The sequence below is a fragment of the Falsirhodobacter sp. 1013 genome, assembly GCF_051195255.1.
Classification (GTDB): domain Bacteria; phylum Pseudomonadota; class Alphaproteobacteria; order Rhodobacterales; family Rhodobacteraceae; genus Falsirhodobacter.
Map to the genome: position 1 here is coordinate 77,722 of NZ_JBNJLK010000006.1, position 20,110 is coordinate 97,831.

Sequence of the window (20,110 nt, forward strand, 5' to 3'; positions counted from 1 at the left end):
GACGTCCATGCAAACAGAGGCAAAGCGCAGCGCAGGGTCACGCCGCGAACCGGCGGACCTGATGCGGTACAACGGATCGGCCACCACGGCCCGCCGCATCAGCCTGCCGACGCTGGCCACCATCGCGGGCGTCGTGGCGGTCGTCTACTTCGCCCAAAGCGTCTTCCTGCCGCTGGCCATCGCGATGCTCCTGACCTTCGCGCTGTCTCCGCTGGCCACATGGCTGCGCAAGCTGGGCATCCCCAACCTGCCCGCCGTCCTCATCGTGGTGACGGTGGCCTTCGCGCTCGTCTGCTTCTTCGTGCTGATCGTGGCGACGCAGCTCACCACCCTCGCCACGAACCTGCCCACCTTCCAGGCGAACATCATCTCCAAGGTCGCCACCCTGCGCGACGCCAGCAGCGACACCAGCCTGCTGCGCCGCCTGTCCGACATGATCGCCGCCATCAACGCCCAGGTGGCCGCCCCCGACCCCGCCGCGGTCGCCAAGAACATCGTCGCCCCCCTTCAGGTGGAGGTGATCGAGCATCAGGGCCTGCTCGGCATGCTGCAAAGCCTCGTCCTGCCGCTGGTCAGCCCCATTGCCACCACCGGCCTCGTCATCGTGGTCGTGGTGTTCATGCTCCTCGAACGGACCGAGCTTCGCGACCGCTTCATCAAGCTCGTGGGCTCCGACGACCTGCACCGCACCACCCAAGTGCTGCAGGAAGCCGGCCGCCGCGTCGGCCGCTACCTCCTGATCCAGCTGACCGTGAACATCATCTACGCCGTCCCCATCGGCGTCGGCCTCTGGCTCATCGGGGTCCCGAACGCGCTCCTCTGGGGCCTCCTCACCCTCGTGCTGCGCTTCGTTCCCTATATCGGCTCCATCCTTTCGGCCGCCTTTCCCCTCTTCCTCGCCTTCGCCGTGTCCCCCGGCTGGGGCGCGATCCTCTGGACCCTCGCCCTTTTCGGCTTCGTCGAACTCGTCACCAGCAACGTGATCGAGCCGTGGCTCTACGGTTCCCGCACCGGCGTCAGCCCCCTCGCCATCATCGTGTCCGCCATCTTCTGGACCTGGCTCTGGGGACCGCTCGGCCTGATTCTCTCCACCCCCCTCACCGTGTGCCTCGTCGTGCTCGGCCGCCACATCCCGCAGTTCGAGCTGTTCGACATCCTCTTCGGCGACGAACCCGTCCTCGCCCCCCACGCCCGCCTCTACCAGCGCCTCCTCGCCGGCGACGTCCTCGAAGCCACCTCCCGCGCGGATGAGGCGCTGGAGGACATGTATATCGGCGAATATTACCGCGACATCGGCATCCCCGCCCTCCTCATCGCCCACCACGACAAGCGCCGCGGCGTCCTCACCCACGAACAGGAGGATCGCCTGATCTTCGTCGCCGAGGCCATGGTCGCCGACCTCGCCGAGATCGCCGAAGACGATGCCGAAAAGGAGGTGGAGCAGGAGGTGAAGCAAGGCGAAGGCTTCTCCATCCTGTGCATGGGCGGCCGCACCGACCTCGACGACGTGTCCGCCCTCATGCTCGCCCAGACCATGAAGGCCGAAGGCGCCACCGCCGCCCACAACCCCCACAGCGACCTCCCCCTCGCCCGCTTCCGCAACATCGGGGCCGAACAGTACAACTGCATCATCCTCAGCTACGTGGACCCCTCGCCAAGCCGCGCCTCCCTTCTCCACATCCGGCGCATCAAGCAGGCGGCCCCCCACCTGCGCGTCGGCGTCGCCATCTGGGAAATGCCGAAGGACGCCCAGAACCGCGCCGACGCCCGCACGGGCGACGCCTTCACCATCGCCGAAACCAAGCTGCAAGAGGCCCGGGACATCGGCGCCGACTTCGCCGTCAAGTCCTTCGAGGACCTGATGCGTGAAACCTTCAAGAAAGAGGCCCCGCGCACCATCGCCCCCGTCCACAGCCACATCCGGCGCGGCGCCTTCCGCATGGCGCGGTAACCCTGCCCCGCCGCCTTTGTTGACTTGCCGCCCGATAACCCCCATTCGGTGGATGACCCCTTTTTCCGGAACATGATGCCCGACCTTCTCCAACCCTCCCGCAACTGCTGGCAGATCGCCCGCGCGGACAACTTCTCGGTGATCGTGGACGCGGCGGATTATTTCGACGCCGCCCGCGCCGTGATGCAGCAGGCCGAAAAAAGCATCGTGATGGTGGGCTGGGACTTCGACGCCCGCATCCGCCTCGGCTCACTGGGCCTTCAGGACGGCGCCCCCACGAAGCTCGGCAACTTCATCCTCTGGCTCGCCGACCGCCGGCCCGAGCTGGAGATCCGGCTCCTCCAGTGGAACTCCGGCATGCTGCGCAACTGGCTGCGCGGCAACAACGCCTACTACCTCCTGCGCTGGAAGGCCCACAAGCGCATCACCGCCCGCTTCGACGGCATCCACCCGCCGGCCGGTTCGCACCACCAGAAGCTTCTGGTCATCGACGACCGGGTGGCCTTCTGCGGCGGCATCGACATGACGCTGAAACGCTGGGACACGCGCGACCACCGCGACGACGAACCCGGCCGCGTCACCCCCTCGGGGCGCAAGCTGGAACCCTGGCATGACGCGACCAGCATCTGCGACGGCGACGCCGCAAGGGTGCTGGCCGACGTCTGCCGCCGCCGCTGGAAACGCGCCACAAACGAAACGCTGCCCCCCGTCACCGGCGGCCGCGCGTCCTGGCCGCAAGCGATCCGCCCGATGCTGCGGGACGTCGACATCGCCGTCGCCCGCAGCCGCCCCAAGATGGACGACCAGGAACCGGTGCACGAGATCGAGAGTCTCTACCTCGACATGATCGCTGCCGCGAAACGCTTCATCTACGCCGAAAGCCAGTATTTCGCCTCGCGCCGCATCGCTTCCGCCCTCGCCCGCCGCCTCGAAGAGCCGAACGGCCCCGAGGTGGTGATCGTCAACCCCGTCCGCGCCGATGGCTGGCTCGAACCCCTCGCGATGGACACCGCCCGCGCCCGCCTCGTCCAGTCACTGCAAAAGCACGATCCCCATGGCCGCTTCGGCATCTTCCACCCGGTGACCGCGAAGGAAAACCCGATCTACGTCCACGCCAAGACCATGATCGTGGACGATCGCCTGCTCCGCATCGGCTCGTCGAACTTCAACAACCGCTCCATGCGGCTCGATTCCGAATGCGACGTGGCGCTGGACGCCGCACAGGACCCCACCGGCGCCATGACGACCGAGATACGCGACCTGCGCCTCGGCCTCATGGCCGAACATCTCGGCTGCACGCCCGCTGACGTCACGCGCGAAATCGACGCCGGCGGCTCCCTTCTCGCCGCCGTCCACGCCCTGCGCGGTCCCGGCCGCTCCCTTGTCCCCTACCAGATTCCCGATCTCAACGGCCTCGAAGAATGGCTCGCGGATAATGAGATTCTCGATCCCGACGGCCCGGACGAGATTTTTGAAAGCCTCACCCGCCGCGGCCTCTTCCGCGGCCGCCTGCGCCGCCCCGACTGACAGGTCTGCAGGCCCGAAGGCCGCCGAACGCGTCCCCGTCACCCGCATTCGGACGGTCGATCGCGACGCCGGCGCACAGGAACATCGCGGGGTTTCGTGGCGAAACCTCAGGCGTCCGGATCGAACACGCCGGGATGCAGGTCTTCCCAGAAGGCCAGAATGGCGGGCGCGTTCAGCGCGCTCATCCAGCCGTGCTTCTCGAAATCGTCGCGCGGCGCGCCCGACAGCCGGCTCAGGAACAGCCGCTTGTCGGCGTCGCGCTGCGTCGGGCTGCGCGCCGCCACCAACTCCTGGATGCGCCGCAACCGCCGCGCCCGCGCCGACACTTCCGGATCGGCCACAGGCTTCTCCGCCGCCACGCCGAACCCGTTCTTCAACGCGGCCGAAAGATAGCGCACCGGATCGCGCACGCCTTCCTGCCCCGCCACGTAATCCAGCCGCCCGTCCACATGCCCCTCGCCATGCTCCGCGATCCACTGCCGCGCCAACCGGTCCGAGGTGCCCATCTTCCGCAGCCGCTCATAGGTCCCCGACCGGCGCACCCCTTCCCCGTCATCCAGGTCCAGGATCGCCAGTTGCGGGTTCTCCTCGATGCGAAAGCGGATGTCCATCACCGTCCGCCCCAGCTTGCGCGTTTCCGGCGTCACGATGATGTTCGACGTGCGGTTCACCTCCAGCACGGCCGGCTTGATGATCTTGGCGTTCAGATGCTTGAACACCTCGTAATACTCGCTGTCCGCCACCCCCATCAGCCGACGGAACGTGTCCAGGGGCCACCAGCCCGTGCTGCCCGTCCGCACGAAGCGATAACAGTTTTCATACAGCGCCAGCGCGTGCCCGCTCGTGAACCGCCGCTGGATGTTCAGGTTGATCAGCGCAAACACCTTCGGATCGTGCAGCTTTTCCGCCAGCGCCGGCGAATAGGCGTATTCGCACACGCCCCCCTTCAGCTTGGCATAGGACAGAAGGCTCGACACCCCCCATTCCTGCCGGCCCTGCTCGTCCAGCATGTCCCACTCGGCCACCGTCTCGGCCAGCCCGCGCAAGCTGGCCTTCAGCGTGTCCATGTCGTTTGAGTTGTAGCCGATCATCAGGCACAGCGTCCGTGCGTCGATCCGGTGCACCGGCTGCGTGATCAGCGTGTCATAGGCATTGAGCAGCAGCACGTTCGACAACCGCCGCTGCAACAGCGTCAGCTTGCCCGACACGTGGATCGCGGCCACATGCTTCTTCACCGCCCCCCGCCGCAACGCCCCGCTCAAACGCTCCCGCGGAATGTCCTCCATCGTCCGGTCCAACCCCTGCCTCCACCCACGCGCCCGGCCTTCTCCGGCCCGAATCACGCTCACCCGTCTTTTGAGTGAAGACTACGTGTTCGGGTACCCGCCCGCAACGCCCGCGCAGGAACCTTGAAAGGCACCCGTTTACAGGATGCCCCTTCCCGCACCCCAAACTCGAAGGTATCCGTTTACAGGATCACCCCTCCCCGCCCGCCCCGTAAAGCCCCCGCAAATCCCCAACACCCCCACCTTTCCCCCCGATCCACCCCTTTTTCCCGCGAATCGGCACCCAATCCCCCGTATTCAGGCACCCTTCGCCCCGTAAACGGGCACCCAAAGCCCCGTAAACGGGCACCCGATGAACGGTAACTTGTTGACGCATATGGATAATCATAGGGTCAAAGATTCTAAAGATCAGAAAGAATTGCAAAGCACCTTGTCGGTTTCGCTGCGAAACCTCTTATTTTTAACGACCTGCAGCCAAGATGATTCCCAAGTCGTTTTGAATGTGCGATGAACTTGGCAACATCAGCGCAAACCGCGCACATGAGGGACATGAATGAGTGGCAAGCCCGACCTGCCCCCCTATTTCGGCATCGATCCGGCCGCCGCCGCCGCCCGTCTGGCCGAGCCGATCGACACCGCCCGCTTCGCCAAGGCCGCCGCCTTCGCCATGCGGGGCCGTGACGACCTCGCCCGCCGAGGCTACGCCCCCGACGGCAAGAAGCGCCTCCGCAAGTTCTCCACGTGGGAGATCTGCAAGTACCTGATCCCCGTCGCCGCCGGCCACCTCCGCCGCGTCCTCAAGGCCAACCCGGCTCTGCCCCAAGGTGTCGGTGAAGGTCCGGCCAAGCGGTTCAGCCTCGAAGAAGTTCTCGCCCTCCGCGCCCATTTCGCCACACAAGGCGCCGGCTGGCGCGAATACAAGACCTGGCGGCCCGAGGGGCTCCCCGCCAAGGTCCTGGCCGTGGCGAACTTCAAGGGCGGCGTCGGCAAAAGCTCCACCTGCGCCCATCTGGCGATGTCGGCGGCCCTGGACGGCTACCGGGTGCTGGTGATTGATCTCGACAGCCAGGGGTCGATGACCTCCATCATGGGCGGTACGGTGGCGGACGAATGGCAGACGGCGTTCCCCCTCCTCGCCCGCGACTTCGCCCTTCATGTGGAGGAGGAGAACCGCGTGCGCGAGGCGGCGGGCCAGTCGCTCATTCCCTTGGACGAGACATTGACCGAGGCGCTGAAGGTTTCGCCGCGAAACCTGATCCAGAGCACCCACTGGCCGAACATCGACCTGATCGGGGCGCAGTTGAACCTGTACTGGGCGGAGTTCCAGATTCCGGTCTGGCGGATGCAGCTACGGGGCTGGGCGCTTTGGGACAGCCTGGGCAACGCCTTGTCCGAGGCGGGCATTCTGGACGAGTATGACATCGTTCTTCTGGATACGCCTCCGGCCCTCGGCTACCTCACGATCAACGCGCTCGCGGCGGCAGACATCCTGCTGGTGCCGCTGGGCGCCTCGTTCCTCGAATTCGATTCGACGGGGCGGTTCTTCGACATGATCTATTCGACCTTCGCCTCGATCGAAGAAGGCGAAAACCGGGCCCGGCGGGAGGCGGGGTTGCCGGAGATCGGGTTCCAGTGGGACGCGGTTCGGGCGCTGATCACCCGGTTCGATCCGGCGCAGCAGACCGATCTGGCCAATGTGGTGCAGGCCTATTTCGGGGACTTCATGACCACCTTCCGGCAGGAGATGACGGCCATGGTCGGCCAGGCCGGGGAGCAGGTGTCGGGCATTTACGAGGCGGATTACCGGAACTTCAACCGCGACACCTATGTTCGGGGGCGGGAAACGTTCGACCGGACCTGGGCCGAGGTGAAGGAGATCATCCTTGGGACATGGTGGCGGGACATGAAGCTGGCGGAGGCCGAGGCCGAAGCGGCGGCGGGCAAGGAGGGGTAAGCCATGGCAAAGCGCATGAAGCTGGAGGCGCCGAGCGCCGACGATCTGGCCCGGATGGAGTCGGAGTTTCGCCGCGAAACCTCCCCCCGCGGGATGATGGCGGCGCCGATCGCGCAGGTGGCGGCGGACACGGCGCGGGCCCATGATCCGCGCGATGCGGAGGTGCGCGCGGCCAGTGCACGGGATCGTAACGATGCCGAGCGTCTGCGCGAGGCGGAGGGACGGGGGCTGGTGCTTCTGGAGATCCCGCTGGAGCGGGTGGAGGCGGAGGCCATCGTGCGCGACCGGATGGCGCTGGATCCGGAGTCGATGAAGGAGTTGCAGCTTTCGATCGCGGCGCAGGGCTTGCGGCTGCCGGTGGAGGTGTTCCGTTTGCCGGGGGCGGCGGGGCAGGGGGAGCGTTACGGGCTTTTGTCGGGCTATCGCCGGTTGCGGGCGGTGCAGAACCTGCGGGGGCTGACGGGGGACGCGAAATACGACACGATCCGCGCCATCCTGCGGGAGCCGGAGGCCATGGGCGGGACCTTTGCCGCGATGGTGGAGGAGAACGAGGTTCGGGCAGGTCTTTCGCATTTCGAGCGGGGGCGGATCGCGGTGATTGCGGCGCAGCAGGGGGCGTTCCCGAATGTGGAGGCGGCGGTGGACGCGCTGTTCCCCGTGGCGTCGAAGGGGAAGCGGTCGAAGATCCGGTCCTTTGCGCTGATCTTCGAGGAGTTGGGGGACATGCTTTTGTTCCCCGACGCGCTGCGCGAGAAGGACGGGTTGCGGCTGGCGGGCGCCTTGCGCGAAGGGCATGAAGGGCGGCTGCGCGAGGCGCTGGCCGACGGATCGCCGGAAACGCCGGCGGAGGAGCTGGCGGTGCTGGAAGAGGCAATGGGCAATCTGGGACCTGCGCCGGTGCGCCCGTCGCGTGGGGGGCGGCCCCGGACGCGGGCACCCCAGACGGGGCGGAGCGCGAGCGGGGCCAATGGCTTCGGGTTGCGGTCGGGGCGCGACGCGAAGGGATGGTTCATCCGCTTTGAGGGCGAGCGGGTGGACGCGGAGCTGGTGGACGTGGCCTTGCGGGAGCTGGAGCGGCTTTTGTCGCCCTCTCACTAGGTCAGGCGTTCGATTCCGTGAGCGTTATCAGCAGGTTGGTGAGCATGGCCAGCCTTGGGGCGATCGTGGAGGGGAAGATGTGTTCCGTTTGGGTATGGGCGTCCGCGCCGTCGGGGCCGAGGCCGTCGAGGGTGGGGATGCCGAGGGCGGCGGTGAAGTTGCCGTCCGAGCCGCCGCCGGAGGTCATGGCGACGAGCGGGTAGCCCATGGCTTCGGCGATGGGGGCGGCGCGGTCGAAGAGGGCGAGACTTCCTGCGTCGGCGGTGAAGGCGGGGCGGGACACGCCGCCGGAGATGTCGAAGGAAATGTCGGGATCGGAGGGGGTCAGAGCCTCGATCTTCGCGATGATGTCGTGCTGGGCGGCGAGGTCGGGGAGGCGGACGTCGACGTCAAGGACGCATTCGGCGGGGACGGTGTTGCGGGTGGTGCCGCCGCGGATGACGCCCACGTTGACGCCGATGCGGCGGTCGGGGTCGTTCATGGATTCGAGGTCCAGCACCAGTTTGGCGGCGGCGCGGATGGCGCTGCGGCCATCCTGTGGACGGGTACCTGAATGGGCGGCGCGGCCCTGCACCCGAATGCGGTAAAGGGCGGAGCCGCGGCGGCCGGTGACGATCTTGCCGCCTTCGCGCGCGGGTTCCATGACAAGGACGGCCCGGGCGCGGCGTGCGTGATCCTCGACCAGCGTGCGGGTGGCGTGGGTGCCGGTTTCTTCGTCGGGGATGAAAAGGATGGTGGCGGCGGCGCGACCTTCGGCGAGGGTCAGGGCGTGCAGCGCCATGAGGGCGCCGGATTTCATGTCGTAGACGCCGGGGCCGTAGAGACGGTCGCCGTCTTCGCGCCAGGGCAGCGGGCCCGACAGGGTGCCGCGCGGGTGGACCGTGTCGAGATGGGTGAGGATCAGGATCCGGGCGGCGCGGTCGGGATCGCCGCAGCGGGCGACGAGGAGGTCGCCGGTCTGGGCGTCGGTCGGGATGCGGGTGGTGTGGAAGCCGCGGGCGGTGGCGGCGGCCTGCGCGAGATCGGCCATGGCGTTGACGGCGTTGCGGTCGGCGGTGGGGCTTTCGATGTCCACCCATGTGCGGAGTTCGGCGAGAAAGGCCGGAAGGTCGATGTCCTGCGGCTGGATGGGGTGAGTCATGGGCGGGCTCCGGGTTGTCGGGGATGGGCGGAGTGTGGCGGGAAAGGGTGGAAGCCTCAAGCGGTTGCGGGTATGGGAGGGGCGTTCCGCATGCGAGAGGCCCCATGTCCCATTACGTTCTGACGGTCACCTGTCCGGCCGCCCGCGGCATCGTGGCCGCGATTTCCGGTTGTTTGGCGCAGGTGGGTGGCAACATCACGGATTCGAGCCAGTTCGACGACGCGCGCACGGGGCGGTTCTTCATGCGCGTGAGCTTCGTAAGCGAGGAGGGCGTGGGGCTGGAAGCGCTGAAGGCGGCGTTCGCGCCGGTGGCGGAGGGGTTCGGGATGGAGTGGGCGATCCATCCGGGCGACGAGAAGATGAAGGTCGTGCTGATGGTGAGCCGGTTCGGGCATTGCCTGAACGACCTGCTGTACCGCTGGCGGATCGGGGCCTTGCCGATCGACATCGTGGCGGTGATCTCCAACCACCTTGATTATCAGAAGCTGGTGGTGAACCATGACATCCCGTTCCACCACGTCCCGGTGACGAAGGACACGAAGCCCGAGGCCGAGGCGCGGCAGATGGCGATCGTGCGCGAGACGGGGGCGGAGCTGATCGTGCTGGCGCGCTACATGCAGGTGCTGTCGGACGAGATGTGCCGCGAGATGTCGGGGCGGATCATCAACATCCACCATTCGTTCCTGCCGTCGTTCAAGGGGGCGAACCCCTACAAGCAGGCCTACGAGCGGGGGGTGAAGCTGATCGGGGCCACGAGCCACTACGTGACGGCGGATCTGGACGAGGGGCCGATCATCGAGCAGGACACGGTGCGGATCACGCACGCGCAGTCGGCAGAGGATTACGTGAGCCTGGGGCGGGACGTGGAGGCGTCGGTGCTGGCGCGGGCAATCCACGCGCACATCCACCGGCGCGTGTTCCTGAACGGAAACAAGACCGTGGTGTTCCCGGCCTCGCCGGGGTCGTACGCGTCGGAGCGGATGGGGTAGTGCTGTTTATATGATAAAGATCAATGCAGTGATGGACTTCGTGGCATCCTTGGCGGAAATATTGCACTTTGTGATGTGATAATGCTATTCTTCCGGTGGGGAGAATGGCGATGCATCATGTGACGGAGTGGGACGGGCGGAGGATCGTGGATCTTCCCGTGGCGGCGGAGGGGGAGATCCGCCGGTTGCCGCATATTTTGCGGCTGCTTCTGGAGAACGTGGTCCGGACGGCGGGGGCGGATGCCGAGGGGGCGCGGCGGGCGATCCTGGGCTGGCTGGCGGCGGGGCGGAGCGAGGCGGAGATCCCGTTCCTGCCCGGTCGGGTGCTGATGCATGACACGACCTGCGGGCCGGCGCTGGTGGACATCGCGGGGATGCGGTCCGCGCTGGCGGAGGCGGGGCATGATCCGGGGTTGTTGAACCCCGTGTTGCCGGTGGACGTGTCGACGGATCATTCGCTGGCGGTGGACGTGTTCGGGACGGGGGGGGCCGCCGCGCGGAACCTGGAGAACGAGTACCGCCGGAACGGCGAACGCTATCGTTTCATGAAATGGGCGACGCAGTCCTTGTCGAACTTCCGGGTGCATCCGCCCGGGACGGGGATCATGCACACGCTGAACCTGGAGCGGCTGGCGACGGTGGTGACCGCGCGGGACGGCTGGGTGATGCCGGACGCCATGATCGGGACGGACAGCCATACGCCGATGGTGAACGGGATCGGGGTGCTTGCCTGGGGTGTGGGCGGGATCGAGGCGGAAAGCGTGTTCTTTGGGATGCCCGTGATGCTGCGCGTGCCGGATGTGGTGGGGGTGCGGCTGGTGGGGCGCCTGCGCGAGGGGGTGACGGCGACGGATCTGGCGCTGACGGTGACGGAGCGGCTGCGGCGGGTGGATCTGGCGGACCGGTTCGTGGAGTTCTTCGGGGAGGGGGTTTCGGCGCTGTCGGCGGGGGACCGGTGCGTCGTGGCGAACATGACGCCGGAGTTCGGGGCGAATTCGGGCTTCTTCCCGGTGGACGGGGCGGTGCTGGATTATCTGCGGGCGACGGGGCGGGACGAGGCGCAGGTGGCGCTGGTAGAAGGCTATTGCCGGCGTCAGGGGCTGTGGTTTGATTCTGCGGAGGCGCCGGTGTTCACGCAAGTTGTGAAGATCGATCTGGGGGAGGTGGAGGTGAGCGTGGCCGGACCCCGGCGGCCGCAGGACCGGATGGCGGCGGGGGCAACGGCGGCGGCGGTGCGGGCGCTGCGGGGTGGCGCGCCGCGCGTGACGGGGGCGGGCGAGGTGCCGGACGGGGCGGTGGCGATCGCCGCGATCACGAGCTGCACGAACACCTCTGATCCGCGGCTTCTGGTGGCGGCGGGGCTGGTGGCGCGGAAGGCGCGGGTGCTTGGGCTGGGGCCTGCGGCGCATGTGAAGACCTCCTTGGCGCCGGGGTCGCCGACGGCGGAGCGGTATCTGCGGAGAGCGGGATTGCTGGAGGATCTGGAGGCGGTGGGGTTCGGGATCGTCGGTTACGGCTGCACGACCTGCATCGGGAATTCGGGACCCTTGCCGGAGGTGGCGCAGGTGGCGCTGGCGGAAGGAAAGGTGCAGGTGGCGGTGCTGTCGGGGAACCGGAACTTCCCCGGGCGGGTGCATCCGCAGCTGGAAGCGGGATTTTTGGCGTCTCCGCCGCTGGTGGTGGCCTTTGCGCTGGCGGGGGATGTGGAGCGGGACATCCTGAACGATCCGATCGCGGAGGGGGTGTATCTGCGCGACCTGTGGCCGACGGGGGCGGAGATCGATGCGGCCTTGGCGCTGGCGGGCGATGCGGGGGATGTGGCCGTCGCCTATGACGAGGCGGAGGCCAGCCGGATGTGGGCGGAGCTGGAGGCGCCGGATGCGGCGCTGTTCCCGTGGGAGGCGGCGTCGACCTATATCCGTCGCCCGCCCTTCGCCGCCTTCGGGGCGGGGGAGGGGGTGGCGCCCTTCGTGGCCGCGCCGATCCTTGTGCTGGGGGATGACATCACGACGGACCACATCTCGCCCGCGTCGGCCATTCCGGCGGGGGGCGAGGCGGGGCGGTGGCTGGTGGAGCGGGGGGAGGATCCGAAGGATCTGAACGTCTTCTCCTCGCGCCGCGGGAACTGGGAGGTGATGCTGCGGGGGTTGTTCACCAACCGCAACCTGCGCAACCTGCTGGCGGCGGATCTTCCGGCGGGATCGACGGTGATGGAGGGGGGCGAGGTGCTGCCCCTTTGGGTTGCGGCGGAGCGGTATCGGGCGGCGGGCCGGCCGGTCGTGATCGTGGCGGGCGACCGCTATGGCATGGGATCGTCGCGCGATTGGGCGGCCAAGGGCGCGGCCCTGCTGGGCGCGCGGGCGGTGCTGGCCACGGGGTTCGAGCGCATTCACCGGTCCAACCTGATCGGGATGGGGGTGTTGCCGTTGCGCCTGTCGGAGCGGCTGACGCTGTCGGTGGAGGACCGGATCGCGGTGGATGTGACGGCGCTGGTGCCGCGCGGGGTGGTGCCGGTGCGGGTGCTGCGCGCGGACGGGCGGGAGGAGCGGATCGAGGCGGTGGCGGCCATCGAGACGTCCTTGGAGGTGGAGGTGCTGCGGCAAGGAGGGCTGTTGCCGATGATTCTGGCCCGGGTGACGGAACGGCCTTCCGCGCCCTGAGGGCGGCGTGGAACGGTGATCTGCGGGGAAAGGGAACCCGGAGCGTGTCATCCTTGTTTTCGTGGGAGTCTTGCCGACCGGACGCGGGTGCGTCATTTCGGTGATCCGGCTTCCATGGAAAGGAACAGGCATGCTGAAGGCTATCACTCTTGCCACGACCGTTGCGCTGCTGGCGACGCCCGTGATGTCCGAGACGCTGCGCGTCGGCATGTCGGGCGGGTATTTCCCGTTCACCTTCACCCGCGACGACACGTTGCAGGGCTTCGAGGTGGATTTCCTGAACGAGATCGGCAAGCGCACCGACATGGACGTGGAATTCGTGACCATGTCGTTTTCGGGCCTGATCGGCGCGCTGGAGGCCGACCGGATCGACACGGTGGCCAACCAGATCACCGTGACGCCGGAGCGCGAAGCGAAGTTCGATTTCACGCAGCCCTACGTGTATGACGGCGCGCAGGTGGTGGTGAAGAAGGGCAACGAGGGCGAGATTACCGGCCCCGAATCCCTTAAGGGCAAGAGCGTGGCCGTGAACCTGGGGTCCAACTACGAGCAGTTGCTGCGCGAGTTGCCTTACGCGAACGAGATCGACATCCGCACCTACGAGTCCAACATCGAGCAGGACACGGCGCTTGGCCGCGTGGACGCCTTCGTGATGGACCGCGTGTCCTCGGCGCAGGTGATTGCCGAGAGCCCCGCGCCTTTGGCACTCGCGGGCGAGCCGTTCAGCGAGATCCAGAACGCGCTGCCCTTCCGCAAGGATGATGCCGCGCTGCGCGACAAGGTGGATGCGGCGATCACCGCGATGAAGGAAGACGGCACGCTGGCCGAAATCTCGGAAAAGTGGCTGAAGGCGGATGTGACGAAACCCGCGACCGCCGAATAAGATGAGGGCGCTGGACCTCGACTTCATGATCGGTCTGGTGCCCATCCTGTTGGGTTACCTGCCGCTGACCCTGTTCATGGCGGTGGTGGGGATGGTCTGCGCGCTGGTGCTGGGCTGCCTGCTGGCGATGGAGCGGGTGGCCCGGATTCCGGTGCTGGACCTGTTCGTGAAGCTGTATATCAGCTTCTTCCGCGGGACGCCGCTGCTGGTGCAGCTGTTCCTGTTCTATTACGGGTTGCCGCAGGTGATGCCCTTCCTGAGCGGGATGACCGGCGTGCAGGCGGCGATCATCGGGCTGACGCTGCATTTCAGCGCCTATATGGCCGAAAGCATCCGCGCGGCGATCGTGGGCGTGGACCGCAGCCAGTGGGAGGCGGGCGAGGCCGTGGGCATGACGCGCAACCAGCTGATGGGGCGGATCATCCTGCCGCAGGCGGCGCGGGTGGCGGCGCCGACGCTGGTGAATTACTTCATCGACATGATCAAGAGCACGTCCCTGGCGTTCACGCTGGGCGTGACGGAGATGATGGGCGCGACGCAGAAGGAAGCGGCGAGCAACTTCCTGTATTTCGAGGCCTTCATCGTGGTGGCGGTGATCTACTGGATCATCGTGGAGGCGCTGTCCTTCGTGCAGCGCCGGATCGAGGTTTCCCTGAACAAGGCGTTCACGCGATGATCCGGCTGACGGGACTGACCAAGCGGTTCGGGACGAACACGGTGCTGGACGGGATCGACCTGTCCATCGCGCCGGGGGAGCGGGTGGTGGTGATCGGGCCGTCGGGGACGGGGAAGTCCACCTTGTTGCGCTGCATCAATTTCTTGGACCGGCCGGAGGCGGGGGTGATCCGCGTGGGCGATCTGGAGGTGGAGGCCGCTCGGGCGACGCGGGCGCAGGTGCTGGGGTTGCGGCGGCGGACGGCCTTCGTGTTCCAGAACTATGCGCTCTTCGCCAACAAGACGGCGCGGCAGAACATCACCGAGGCGCTGATCACCGTGCAGAAGCGGCCGCGGGCCGAGGCCGAGGCGCGGGCGGATGCGATCCTGGCCGAGACGGGGCTGACGGAGAAGGCGGACAGCTATCCCGCGGCGCTTTCGGGCGGGCAGCAGCAGCGGGTGGGGATCGGGCGCGCGATGGCGCTGGATGCGGACCTGATGCTGTTCGACGAGCCGACCTCGGCCCTTGACCCCGAATGGGTGGGGGAGGTGCTGGACCTGATGCGGCGGGTGGCGGAGCGGCGGCAGACCATGCTGATCGTGACGCATGAGATGCAGTTCGCGCGCGAGATCGCGGACCGGGTCATTTTCATGGAAGGCGGGCGGATCGTGGAAGAGGGGCCGCCCGCGCAGATCTTCGAGGCGGCCCGCGATCCCCGGACCCGCGCGTTTTTGCGGCGGGTCACGGGGTAGGGGTCAGCGGAACATCGCGGGCAGCCAGAGCGACAGCGCCGGGATGTAGGTGACGAGCATCAGCACGAAGAGGCCCGCGCCGTAGAAGGGCCAGACGCTGCGCATCGCTTCCCAGATGGAGATGCGGGCGACGGCGGCGGCGACGAACTGCACGGGGCCAAGGGGCGGCGTGTTCAGGCCGATGCCGAGGTTCAGGATCATGATCACGCCGAAATGCACCGGGTCGATGCCGAAGGCGGAAACGACAGGCAGGAAGATGGGCGTGGTGATGATGATCAGGGGACTCATGTCCATGAAGGTGCCAAGGACGAGGAGCACGAGGTTGATCATCAGGAGGATGACGAAGGGGTTGTCCGACACCGACTGCATCCAAGCAAGCGAGATCTGCGCCACGTGCAGATAGGCCATGAGCCAGCCGAAGGCGCCGGCCATGCCGATGATCAGGAGGACCATGGAGGTGGTGCGGACGGCCTGCTGGGTGGCGTGGACGAAGTCCTGCCAGCTCATGCTTTTGTAGACGAAGGCGGTGACGAGGAGGGCGTAGATCACCGCGATGCAGGAGCTTTCGGTGGCGGTGAAGATGCCCGAGCGGACGCCGCCGAAGATGATCGCGATCAGCAGCATGCCCGGCAGCGAGGCGACGAGGAGGCTGAGGACGCGGGCGAAGCCGGGGAACGCCTCGGTCGGGTAGCCGCGTTTGCGGGCGACGAGGTAGGCCACGACCGACAGGGACGCGGCGAGAAGGAGGCCGGGGATGATGCCGGCCGTGAACAGGTCCGCGATGGAGATGCGGCCGCCGCCCGAGATGGCGTAGATGATCATGTTGTGGCTGGGCGGCAGCATCAGCGCGATGAGGGCGGCCATGGAGGTCACGTTCACCGCGTAGTCGGCGCCGTAGCCGCGGGCCTTCATCTGCGGGATCATGATGCCGCCGACGGCCGCGGCCTCGGCCACGGCGGAACCGGAGATGCCGCCGAAGAGGGTGGAGGCCGCGATGTTCACCTGGCCGAGGCCGCCGCGCACATGGCCGATGAGCGAGCCTGCGAAGGCCACGATGCGGGCCGCGATGCCGCCGCGCACCATCAGGTCGCCCGCGAAGATGAAGAACGGGATGGCCATCAGCGTGAAGACCGAGATGCCCGAGGACAGGCGCTGGAACACCACGATCGGGGGCAGGTCGAGATACAGGATCGTGGCGAGGCTGGACAGGCCGAGGCAGAAGGCGATCGGCGTGCCGATCAGCATGAGGGCGGTGAAGACGCCGAAGAGGATGGTGTATTCCATGCGGTCACGCCTCGCTTTGCAGGATGTCTTGGGCGGCGGGTGCGGCCGGATCGACCTGACGGCCGGTCAGCCGTTTCAGGACATGTTCGAGGGTGAAGAGCGTCATCAGGACCCCGCCCGCGAAGAGCGGCATGTAGGTGAAGCCGCCGGGCAAGCCGATGATCGGCAGGCTGGAGCCCCATGTCTTGGCCATGAGTTGCCAGCCATAGACGACCATGGCGGCGCTGAACACGAGAACGGCGAGGTCCGAGATCAGGCGCAGACCGTTGCCGGCCTTTTCGGGAACGAAATGGACGAGGATGTCGAAGCCCATGTGAAACGCCTCGTGCACGCCGACGGCGGCGCCGAGGAAGATGAACCAGGCCATCAGGAGGATGGCGGCGGGTTCGACCCAGAGAAGGCTGTCGTTCAGGACGTAGCGGACGAAGACCTGTGCGAAGACGATGGCCGTCATCGCCACGAGGCCCAGGCCCGCCACCCAGAGGCTGGCCTGGCTGAGGCGCGTGTTGAATCGGGAAAAGGCGGCGAGACGGCCGGGCATGGCATCACCCCTGTATGCGGGACAAGAAAAGCCCGCAGCCCCTGTTCGGGGGTGCGGGCGGGGTTCGTTCATTCGGTGGCGCGGATTCGTTCGATCAGGTCCTTGGCGTCCGGCGTGGTGACGTATTTTTCGTAGACCGGGGCCATCGCCTCGATGAAGGCGGTCTTGTCGACGTCCTTGATGATCTCCGCCCCTTCCTCGAGGACGGCGGCTTCGGACGCGGCTTCCTGATCGGCCCAGAGTTGGCGCTGCACCGTGGCCGAGTTGCGGGCGGCGGTGCGCAGGATCTCCTGATCCTCGGGCGTCAGCTTCTCCCACGAGGATTTGGAGACGGCGACGAGTTCGGGGACCATCAGGTGCTGGTCGAGGGTGAAGTATTTCGCGACCTCGGCATGGCCCGACGTGTCATAGGAGGGGAAGTTGTTTTCCGCCCCGTCGATGACGCCGGTCTGGATGGAGGAGTAGACTTCGCCATACGGCATCGGGGTGGCGTTGGCGCCGAGCGCGTCCATCATGTCCACGAAGACGTCGTTCTGCATGACGCGGAACTTCAGGCCCTTCAGATCCTCGACCGTGCGGATGGGGCGTTCGGAGTTGTAGAAGCTGCGCGCGCCGCCGTCGTAATAGGCCAGCGCGATCAGGTCCTTTTCGGCGAAGGCTTCGGCAATCTCCTCTCCGATCGGGCCGTCCATGACGCGGTGCATGTGATCTTCGGACTTGAAGAGGTAGGGCATGGAGGTGAGCTGGGTGATCGGGACGATGTCGTTGAACGAGCCAAAGGAGGCGCGGACCATGTCGATCACGCCGAACTGGGTTTGTTCGATCGTGTCCTTTTCCTCGCCCAGTTGGGAGGAGGGGAAGACTTCGATGCAGATGCGGTTGTTCGATTTTTCCCGCACCTCGGCCGCCATCGACTTGACGCCGGCCACGGTCGGGTAGCCGTCGGGATGGGTGTCGGAGGAGCGGAGCGTGATCTCGCAATCCGCCGCGGCGGATGCGGTGACCCAGGCGGCCGAGATCAGAAGGCCGGCGCAAAGGCGTGTGACATGTTTCATTTGTTGTTCTCCCCACGTTGTTGACGCGGAGCGTTCGGGCGGAGATCCCCCATGCGTGCGCGGGACCGTCCCGGTGGGGCGGCCGCGGTCGGAAATGGGGGTCGCTGTCCGTGGCGCCGGGCCGCCTCCCAACGGTCCCGAGTTCGCCATGCTCCTTGATGCGATTAATGTCGCATGTGGGGCGTGACGTCAATCGTCGTATAAATGTTCCAGCTTGCCAGACGAGTTGGTCAGAGCGGGCGTTGGAGGTGCCGGCGGATCAGGGCGATGTTGCGCATGTTGGCCTTGAAGTAGATGTCGAAGACGCTGCCGAGGATGGGGATGGAGCCGAAGGCGAAGTCGGCGCCGGTGTTCAGGGCCATGCGGGCGAGCGTCGCGCGGGGCAGGCCGAGACGCCAGGCGCGGTGGATGATGAGCGCCGAGGGGACGGCGGTGGCGAAGTCGCCGAGGCCGGGAATGAGGCCGAGGATGCCGTCCCAGCCGAAGCGGAAGCCGAGGAGGGGCATCCGGAACTTCGAATCGAGCCGGTGGGCGAGGCGGTCGAGGCGGGCGAGTTCCTGTTCGTGGGTGCGGGGCATGTGGTTCTTTCCGTTCGCGTTCCGGGATCAACCCGCGACAGGGCCGCGCGTTCCGCCGGGGGCGCGGACGGAACCGGGGCGGGGACGGGACGTTGGAACGGATCATCTGGGGGACGGCATGAGACGGCGATATCTGGCGACGGCGGCGGTGGCGGTAGGGCTGGTCGCGTTGGGTTTGAAGCGCGCCTCCACCTTGCCGCCGCCGAAGCATGGACGTTCGGTGCCGCGGCCGCCCGCGGGTGTGGCGACACCGCTGGATCTGGCGGCGCGGAAGGCCGCGCGGCGGCATCCGGGGCGGTCGGGGATCCACATGCTGTCGGACCCGCATGACGCCTTTGCCGCGCGCATGCTGCTGGTGCGCGAGGCGCAGCGGACGCTGGATCTGCAATACTACATCTGGCACGGCGACCGGACGGGCACGTTGCTGCTGAACGCGGTTTATGCGGCGGCGCGGCGCGGGGTGCGGGTGCGGATGCTGCTGGACGACAACGGGATCGCCGGGCTGGACCGCATCCTGTCCGGGGTGAACCGGCATCCCAACATCGAGGTGCGGCTGTTCAACCCCTTCGCGATCCGGTTTCCGAAGGCGCTTGGCTTTGTGTTCGACTTCAAGCGGCTGAACCGGCGGATGCACAACAAGAGCCTGACGGTGGACGGGGTGACGACCATCGTGGGCGGGCGCAACATCGGCGACGAGTATTTCGGATCGGGCGAGGGCGGACTTTACGGCGACATGGACGTGCTGGCCATCGGGCCGGTGGTGGCCGAGGTGGAGAAGGATTTCGAGCGGTACTGGACCTCGGAATCCGCCTATCCTGCGGAGCAGATCCTGCGGAAGGTGAACGGCCGGACGATACGCAAGCTGCGGCGGGCGGCGGTGAAGGTGGAGCGGGATCCGGCCTCGGCCGCGTTCATGCGGCGCATCCGGGATCTGCCGATCGTTCGGGAACTGGTGGACGGGACGCTGGCGCTGGAATGGGCGCCCGTGCGGCTTTTGAGCGACGATCCCGCCAAGGCGCTGGACCGGGTGCGGCCGGAAGGGTTGCTGGCGGGGCGGCTGGAAAAGGCGATCGGGCGGCCGCGGCGGAAGTTGGGGATCATCACCGGCTATTTCGTGCCAGGGCCGCAGGGCGCGCGCTGGCTGGCGGCGCTGGCGCGGCACGGGGTGGAGGTGTCGGTGCTGACCAACGGCTACGAGGCGGGGGACGTGTCACTGGTGCATGCGGGGTATGCGCCCTCTCGGCGCACCATGCTGGAAGGGGGGGTGCGGCTGTTCGAGTTGCGGGCGGGCGCGGCGCGGACGATGAACCCGCGCGACGGGGTGCGGGTGGGGGTTGGCAGCCGGTTGCGGGGGACCGGCACGGGATCGACCGCCGCGCTGCGGTCGGGGGTGACGACGTTGCACGCCAAGACCTTCACCGTGGATGACCGCAAGCTGTTCATCGGATCGTTCAACCTGGACCCGCGATCCTGGCAGCTGAACACCGAGATGGGGTTCGTGATCGAGAGTCCGCGTCTGGCGCGCAAGGTGGCGGAGGTGTTCGGCCACCATGTGCCGCTGCACGCCTATGAGCTGCGTCTTGGCAAGGAGATTGAGTGGATCGAGCGCGGCGCCTCGGTCGAGGTGCACCGGCGGGAGCCGGGGATGTCGCGGGTGACGGCGGCGGTCATGGGCGTTCTGCGGTTCCTGCCGATCCGGTGGATGCTGTAGGGCGAAAAAAGCCGGGAACCAAATGGTCGGCCGGTGGTTGTGTGG

General features: G+C 67.2%; 16 protein-coding genes. 10 read left to right on the forward strand and 6 right to left on the reverse strand.

All coding sequences use genetic code 11. From position 1 onward, the window contains the following. The first annotated feature begins 7 nt into the window (after window positions 1-7). Window positions 8-1,951, forward strand: a complete 1,944-nt coding sequence (locus ACSHZY_RS10750; protein ID WP_435168957.1) for an AI-2E family transporter — start codon at window positions 8-10, stop codon at window positions 1,949-1,951. 75 nt (window positions 1,952-2,026) lie between these two features. After that, window positions 2,027-3,478, forward strand: a complete 1,452-nt coding sequence (locus ACSHZY_RS10755) for a phospholipase D-like domain-containing protein (RefSeq protein ID WP_435168959.1) — start codon at window positions 2,027-2,029, stop codon at window positions 3,476-3,478. A 107-nt stretch (window positions 3,479-3,585) separates the two neighbouring features. On the opposite strand, the gene ACSHZY_RS10760 is transcribed toward ACSHZY_RS10755, so the two are convergent. Continuing rightward, the gene (locus ACSHZY_RS10760) at window positions 3,586-4,764 is read right to left on the reverse strand and encodes a replication initiation protein (protein WP_435168961.1); all 1,179 of its coding nucleotides are present in this window, start codon (window positions 4,762-4,764) and stop codon (window positions 3,586-3,588) included. A gap of 553 nt (window positions 4,765-5,317) precedes the next feature. Between ACSHZY_RS10760 and ACSHZY_RS10765 the strand changes: the two genes are divergently transcribed. Continuing rightward, the gene (locus tag ACSHZY_RS10765) at window positions 5,318-6,718 is read left to right on the forward strand and encodes an AAA family ATPase (protein WP_435168963.1); all 1,401 of its coding nucleotides are present in this window, start codon (window positions 5,318-5,320) and stop codon (window positions 6,716-6,718) included. A 3-nt stretch (window positions 6,719-6,721) separates the two neighbouring features. Then, the gene (locus ACSHZY_RS10770; protein WP_435168965.1) at window positions 6,722-7,816 is read left to right on the forward strand and encodes a ParB N-terminal domain-containing protein; all 1,095 of its coding nucleotides are present in this window, start codon (window positions 6,722-6,724) and stop codon (window positions 7,814-7,816) included. Between the two features lies 1 nt (window position 7,817). Here the strand turns inward: ACSHZY_RS10770 and ACSHZY_RS10775 are convergent, their stop codons facing one another. Beyond that, a complete protein-coding gene (locus ACSHZY_RS10775) occupies window positions 7,818-8,957 on the reverse strand; it encodes a M20 family metallopeptidase (protein WP_435168967.1) in 1,140 nt (379 codons plus the stop codon). A gap of 104 nt (window positions 8,958-9,061) precedes the next feature. Here ACSHZY_RS10775 and purU point away from each other — a divergent pair, with 104 nt between their 5' ends. The 5 genes from purU to ACSHZY_RS10800 all read left to right on the forward strand — a co-directional run bounded on the left by purU (window position 9,062) and on the right by ACSHZY_RS10800 (window position 14,896). Further along, window positions 9,062-9,946, forward strand: a complete 885-nt coding sequence (gene purU / locus ACSHZY_RS10780) for a formyltetrahydrofolate deformylase (protein ID WP_435168969.1) — start codon at window positions 9,062-9,064, stop codon at window positions 9,944-9,946. Window positions 9,947-10,050: 104 nt separating this feature from the next. Then, the gene (gene acnA, locus ACSHZY_RS10785; RefSeq protein ID WP_435168971.1) at window positions 10,051-12,606 is read left to right on the forward strand and encodes an aconitate hydratase AcnA; all 2,556 of its coding nucleotides are present in this window, start codon (window positions 10,051-10,053) and stop codon (window positions 12,604-12,606) included. Window positions 12,607-12,736: 130 nt separating this feature from the next. Further along, the gene (locus ACSHZY_RS10790) at window positions 12,737-13,489 is read left to right on the forward strand and encodes an amino acid ABC transporter substrate-binding protein (protein WP_435168973.1); all 753 of its coding nucleotides are present in this window, start codon (window positions 12,737-12,739) and stop codon (window positions 13,487-13,489) included. Between the two features lies 1 nt (window position 13,490). Then, a complete protein-coding gene (locus tag ACSHZY_RS10795) occupies window positions 13,491-14,165 on the forward strand; it encodes an amino acid ABC transporter permease (protein WP_435168975.1) in 675 nt (224 codons plus the stop codon). Next, window positions 14,162-14,896: an amino acid ABC transporter ATP-binding protein gene (locus tag ACSHZY_RS10800; protein ID WP_435168977.1), complete on the forward strand. Its 735-nt coding sequence runs from the start codon at window positions 14,162-14,164 to the stop codon at window positions 14,894-14,896. The genes ACSHZY_RS10795 and ACSHZY_RS10800 overlap by 4 nt, the downstream gene beginning before the upstream one ends. A 3-nt stretch (window positions 14,897-14,899) precedes the next feature. Here ACSHZY_RS10800 and ACSHZY_RS10805 read toward each other — a convergent pair whose 3' ends face one another. From ACSHZY_RS10805 to ACSHZY_RS10820, 4 genes are all read right to left on the reverse strand, one after another. Continuing rightward, complete coding sequence (locus ACSHZY_RS10805; RefSeq protein WP_435168979.1) at window positions 14,900-16,180, reverse strand: TRAP transporter large permease; 1,281 nt, start codon at window positions 16,178-16,180, stop codon at window positions 14,900-14,902. Between the two features lie 4 nt (window positions 16,181-16,184). Then, entirely contained in the window at window positions 16,185-16,721 is a 537-nt protein-coding gene (locus ACSHZY_RS10810; protein WP_435168981.1) for a TRAP transporter small permease, read from the reverse strand. Window positions 16,722-16,789: 68 nt separating this feature from the next. Continuing rightward, window positions 16,790-17,776, reverse strand: coding sequence for a TRAP transporter substrate-binding protein (locus ACSHZY_RS10815; RefSeq protein WP_435168983.1), 987 nt, complete (start codon window positions 17,774-17,776; stop codon window positions 16,790-16,792). Between the two features lie 230 nt (window positions 17,777-18,006). After that, complete coding sequence (locus tag ACSHZY_RS10820; protein ID WP_435168984.1) at window positions 18,007-18,354, reverse strand: DUF4112 domain-containing protein; 348 nt, start codon at window positions 18,352-18,354, stop codon at window positions 18,007-18,009. Window positions 18,355-18,472: 118 nt separating this feature from the next. On the opposite strand from ACSHZY_RS10820, the gene ACSHZY_RS10825 reads away from it, so the two are divergent. Continuing rightward, a complete protein-coding gene (locus ACSHZY_RS10825; protein ID WP_435168986.1) occupies window positions 18,473-20,065 on the forward strand; it encodes a phospholipase D family protein in 1,593 nt (530 codons plus the stop codon). Window positions 20,066-20,110 lie beyond the last annotated feature (45 nt).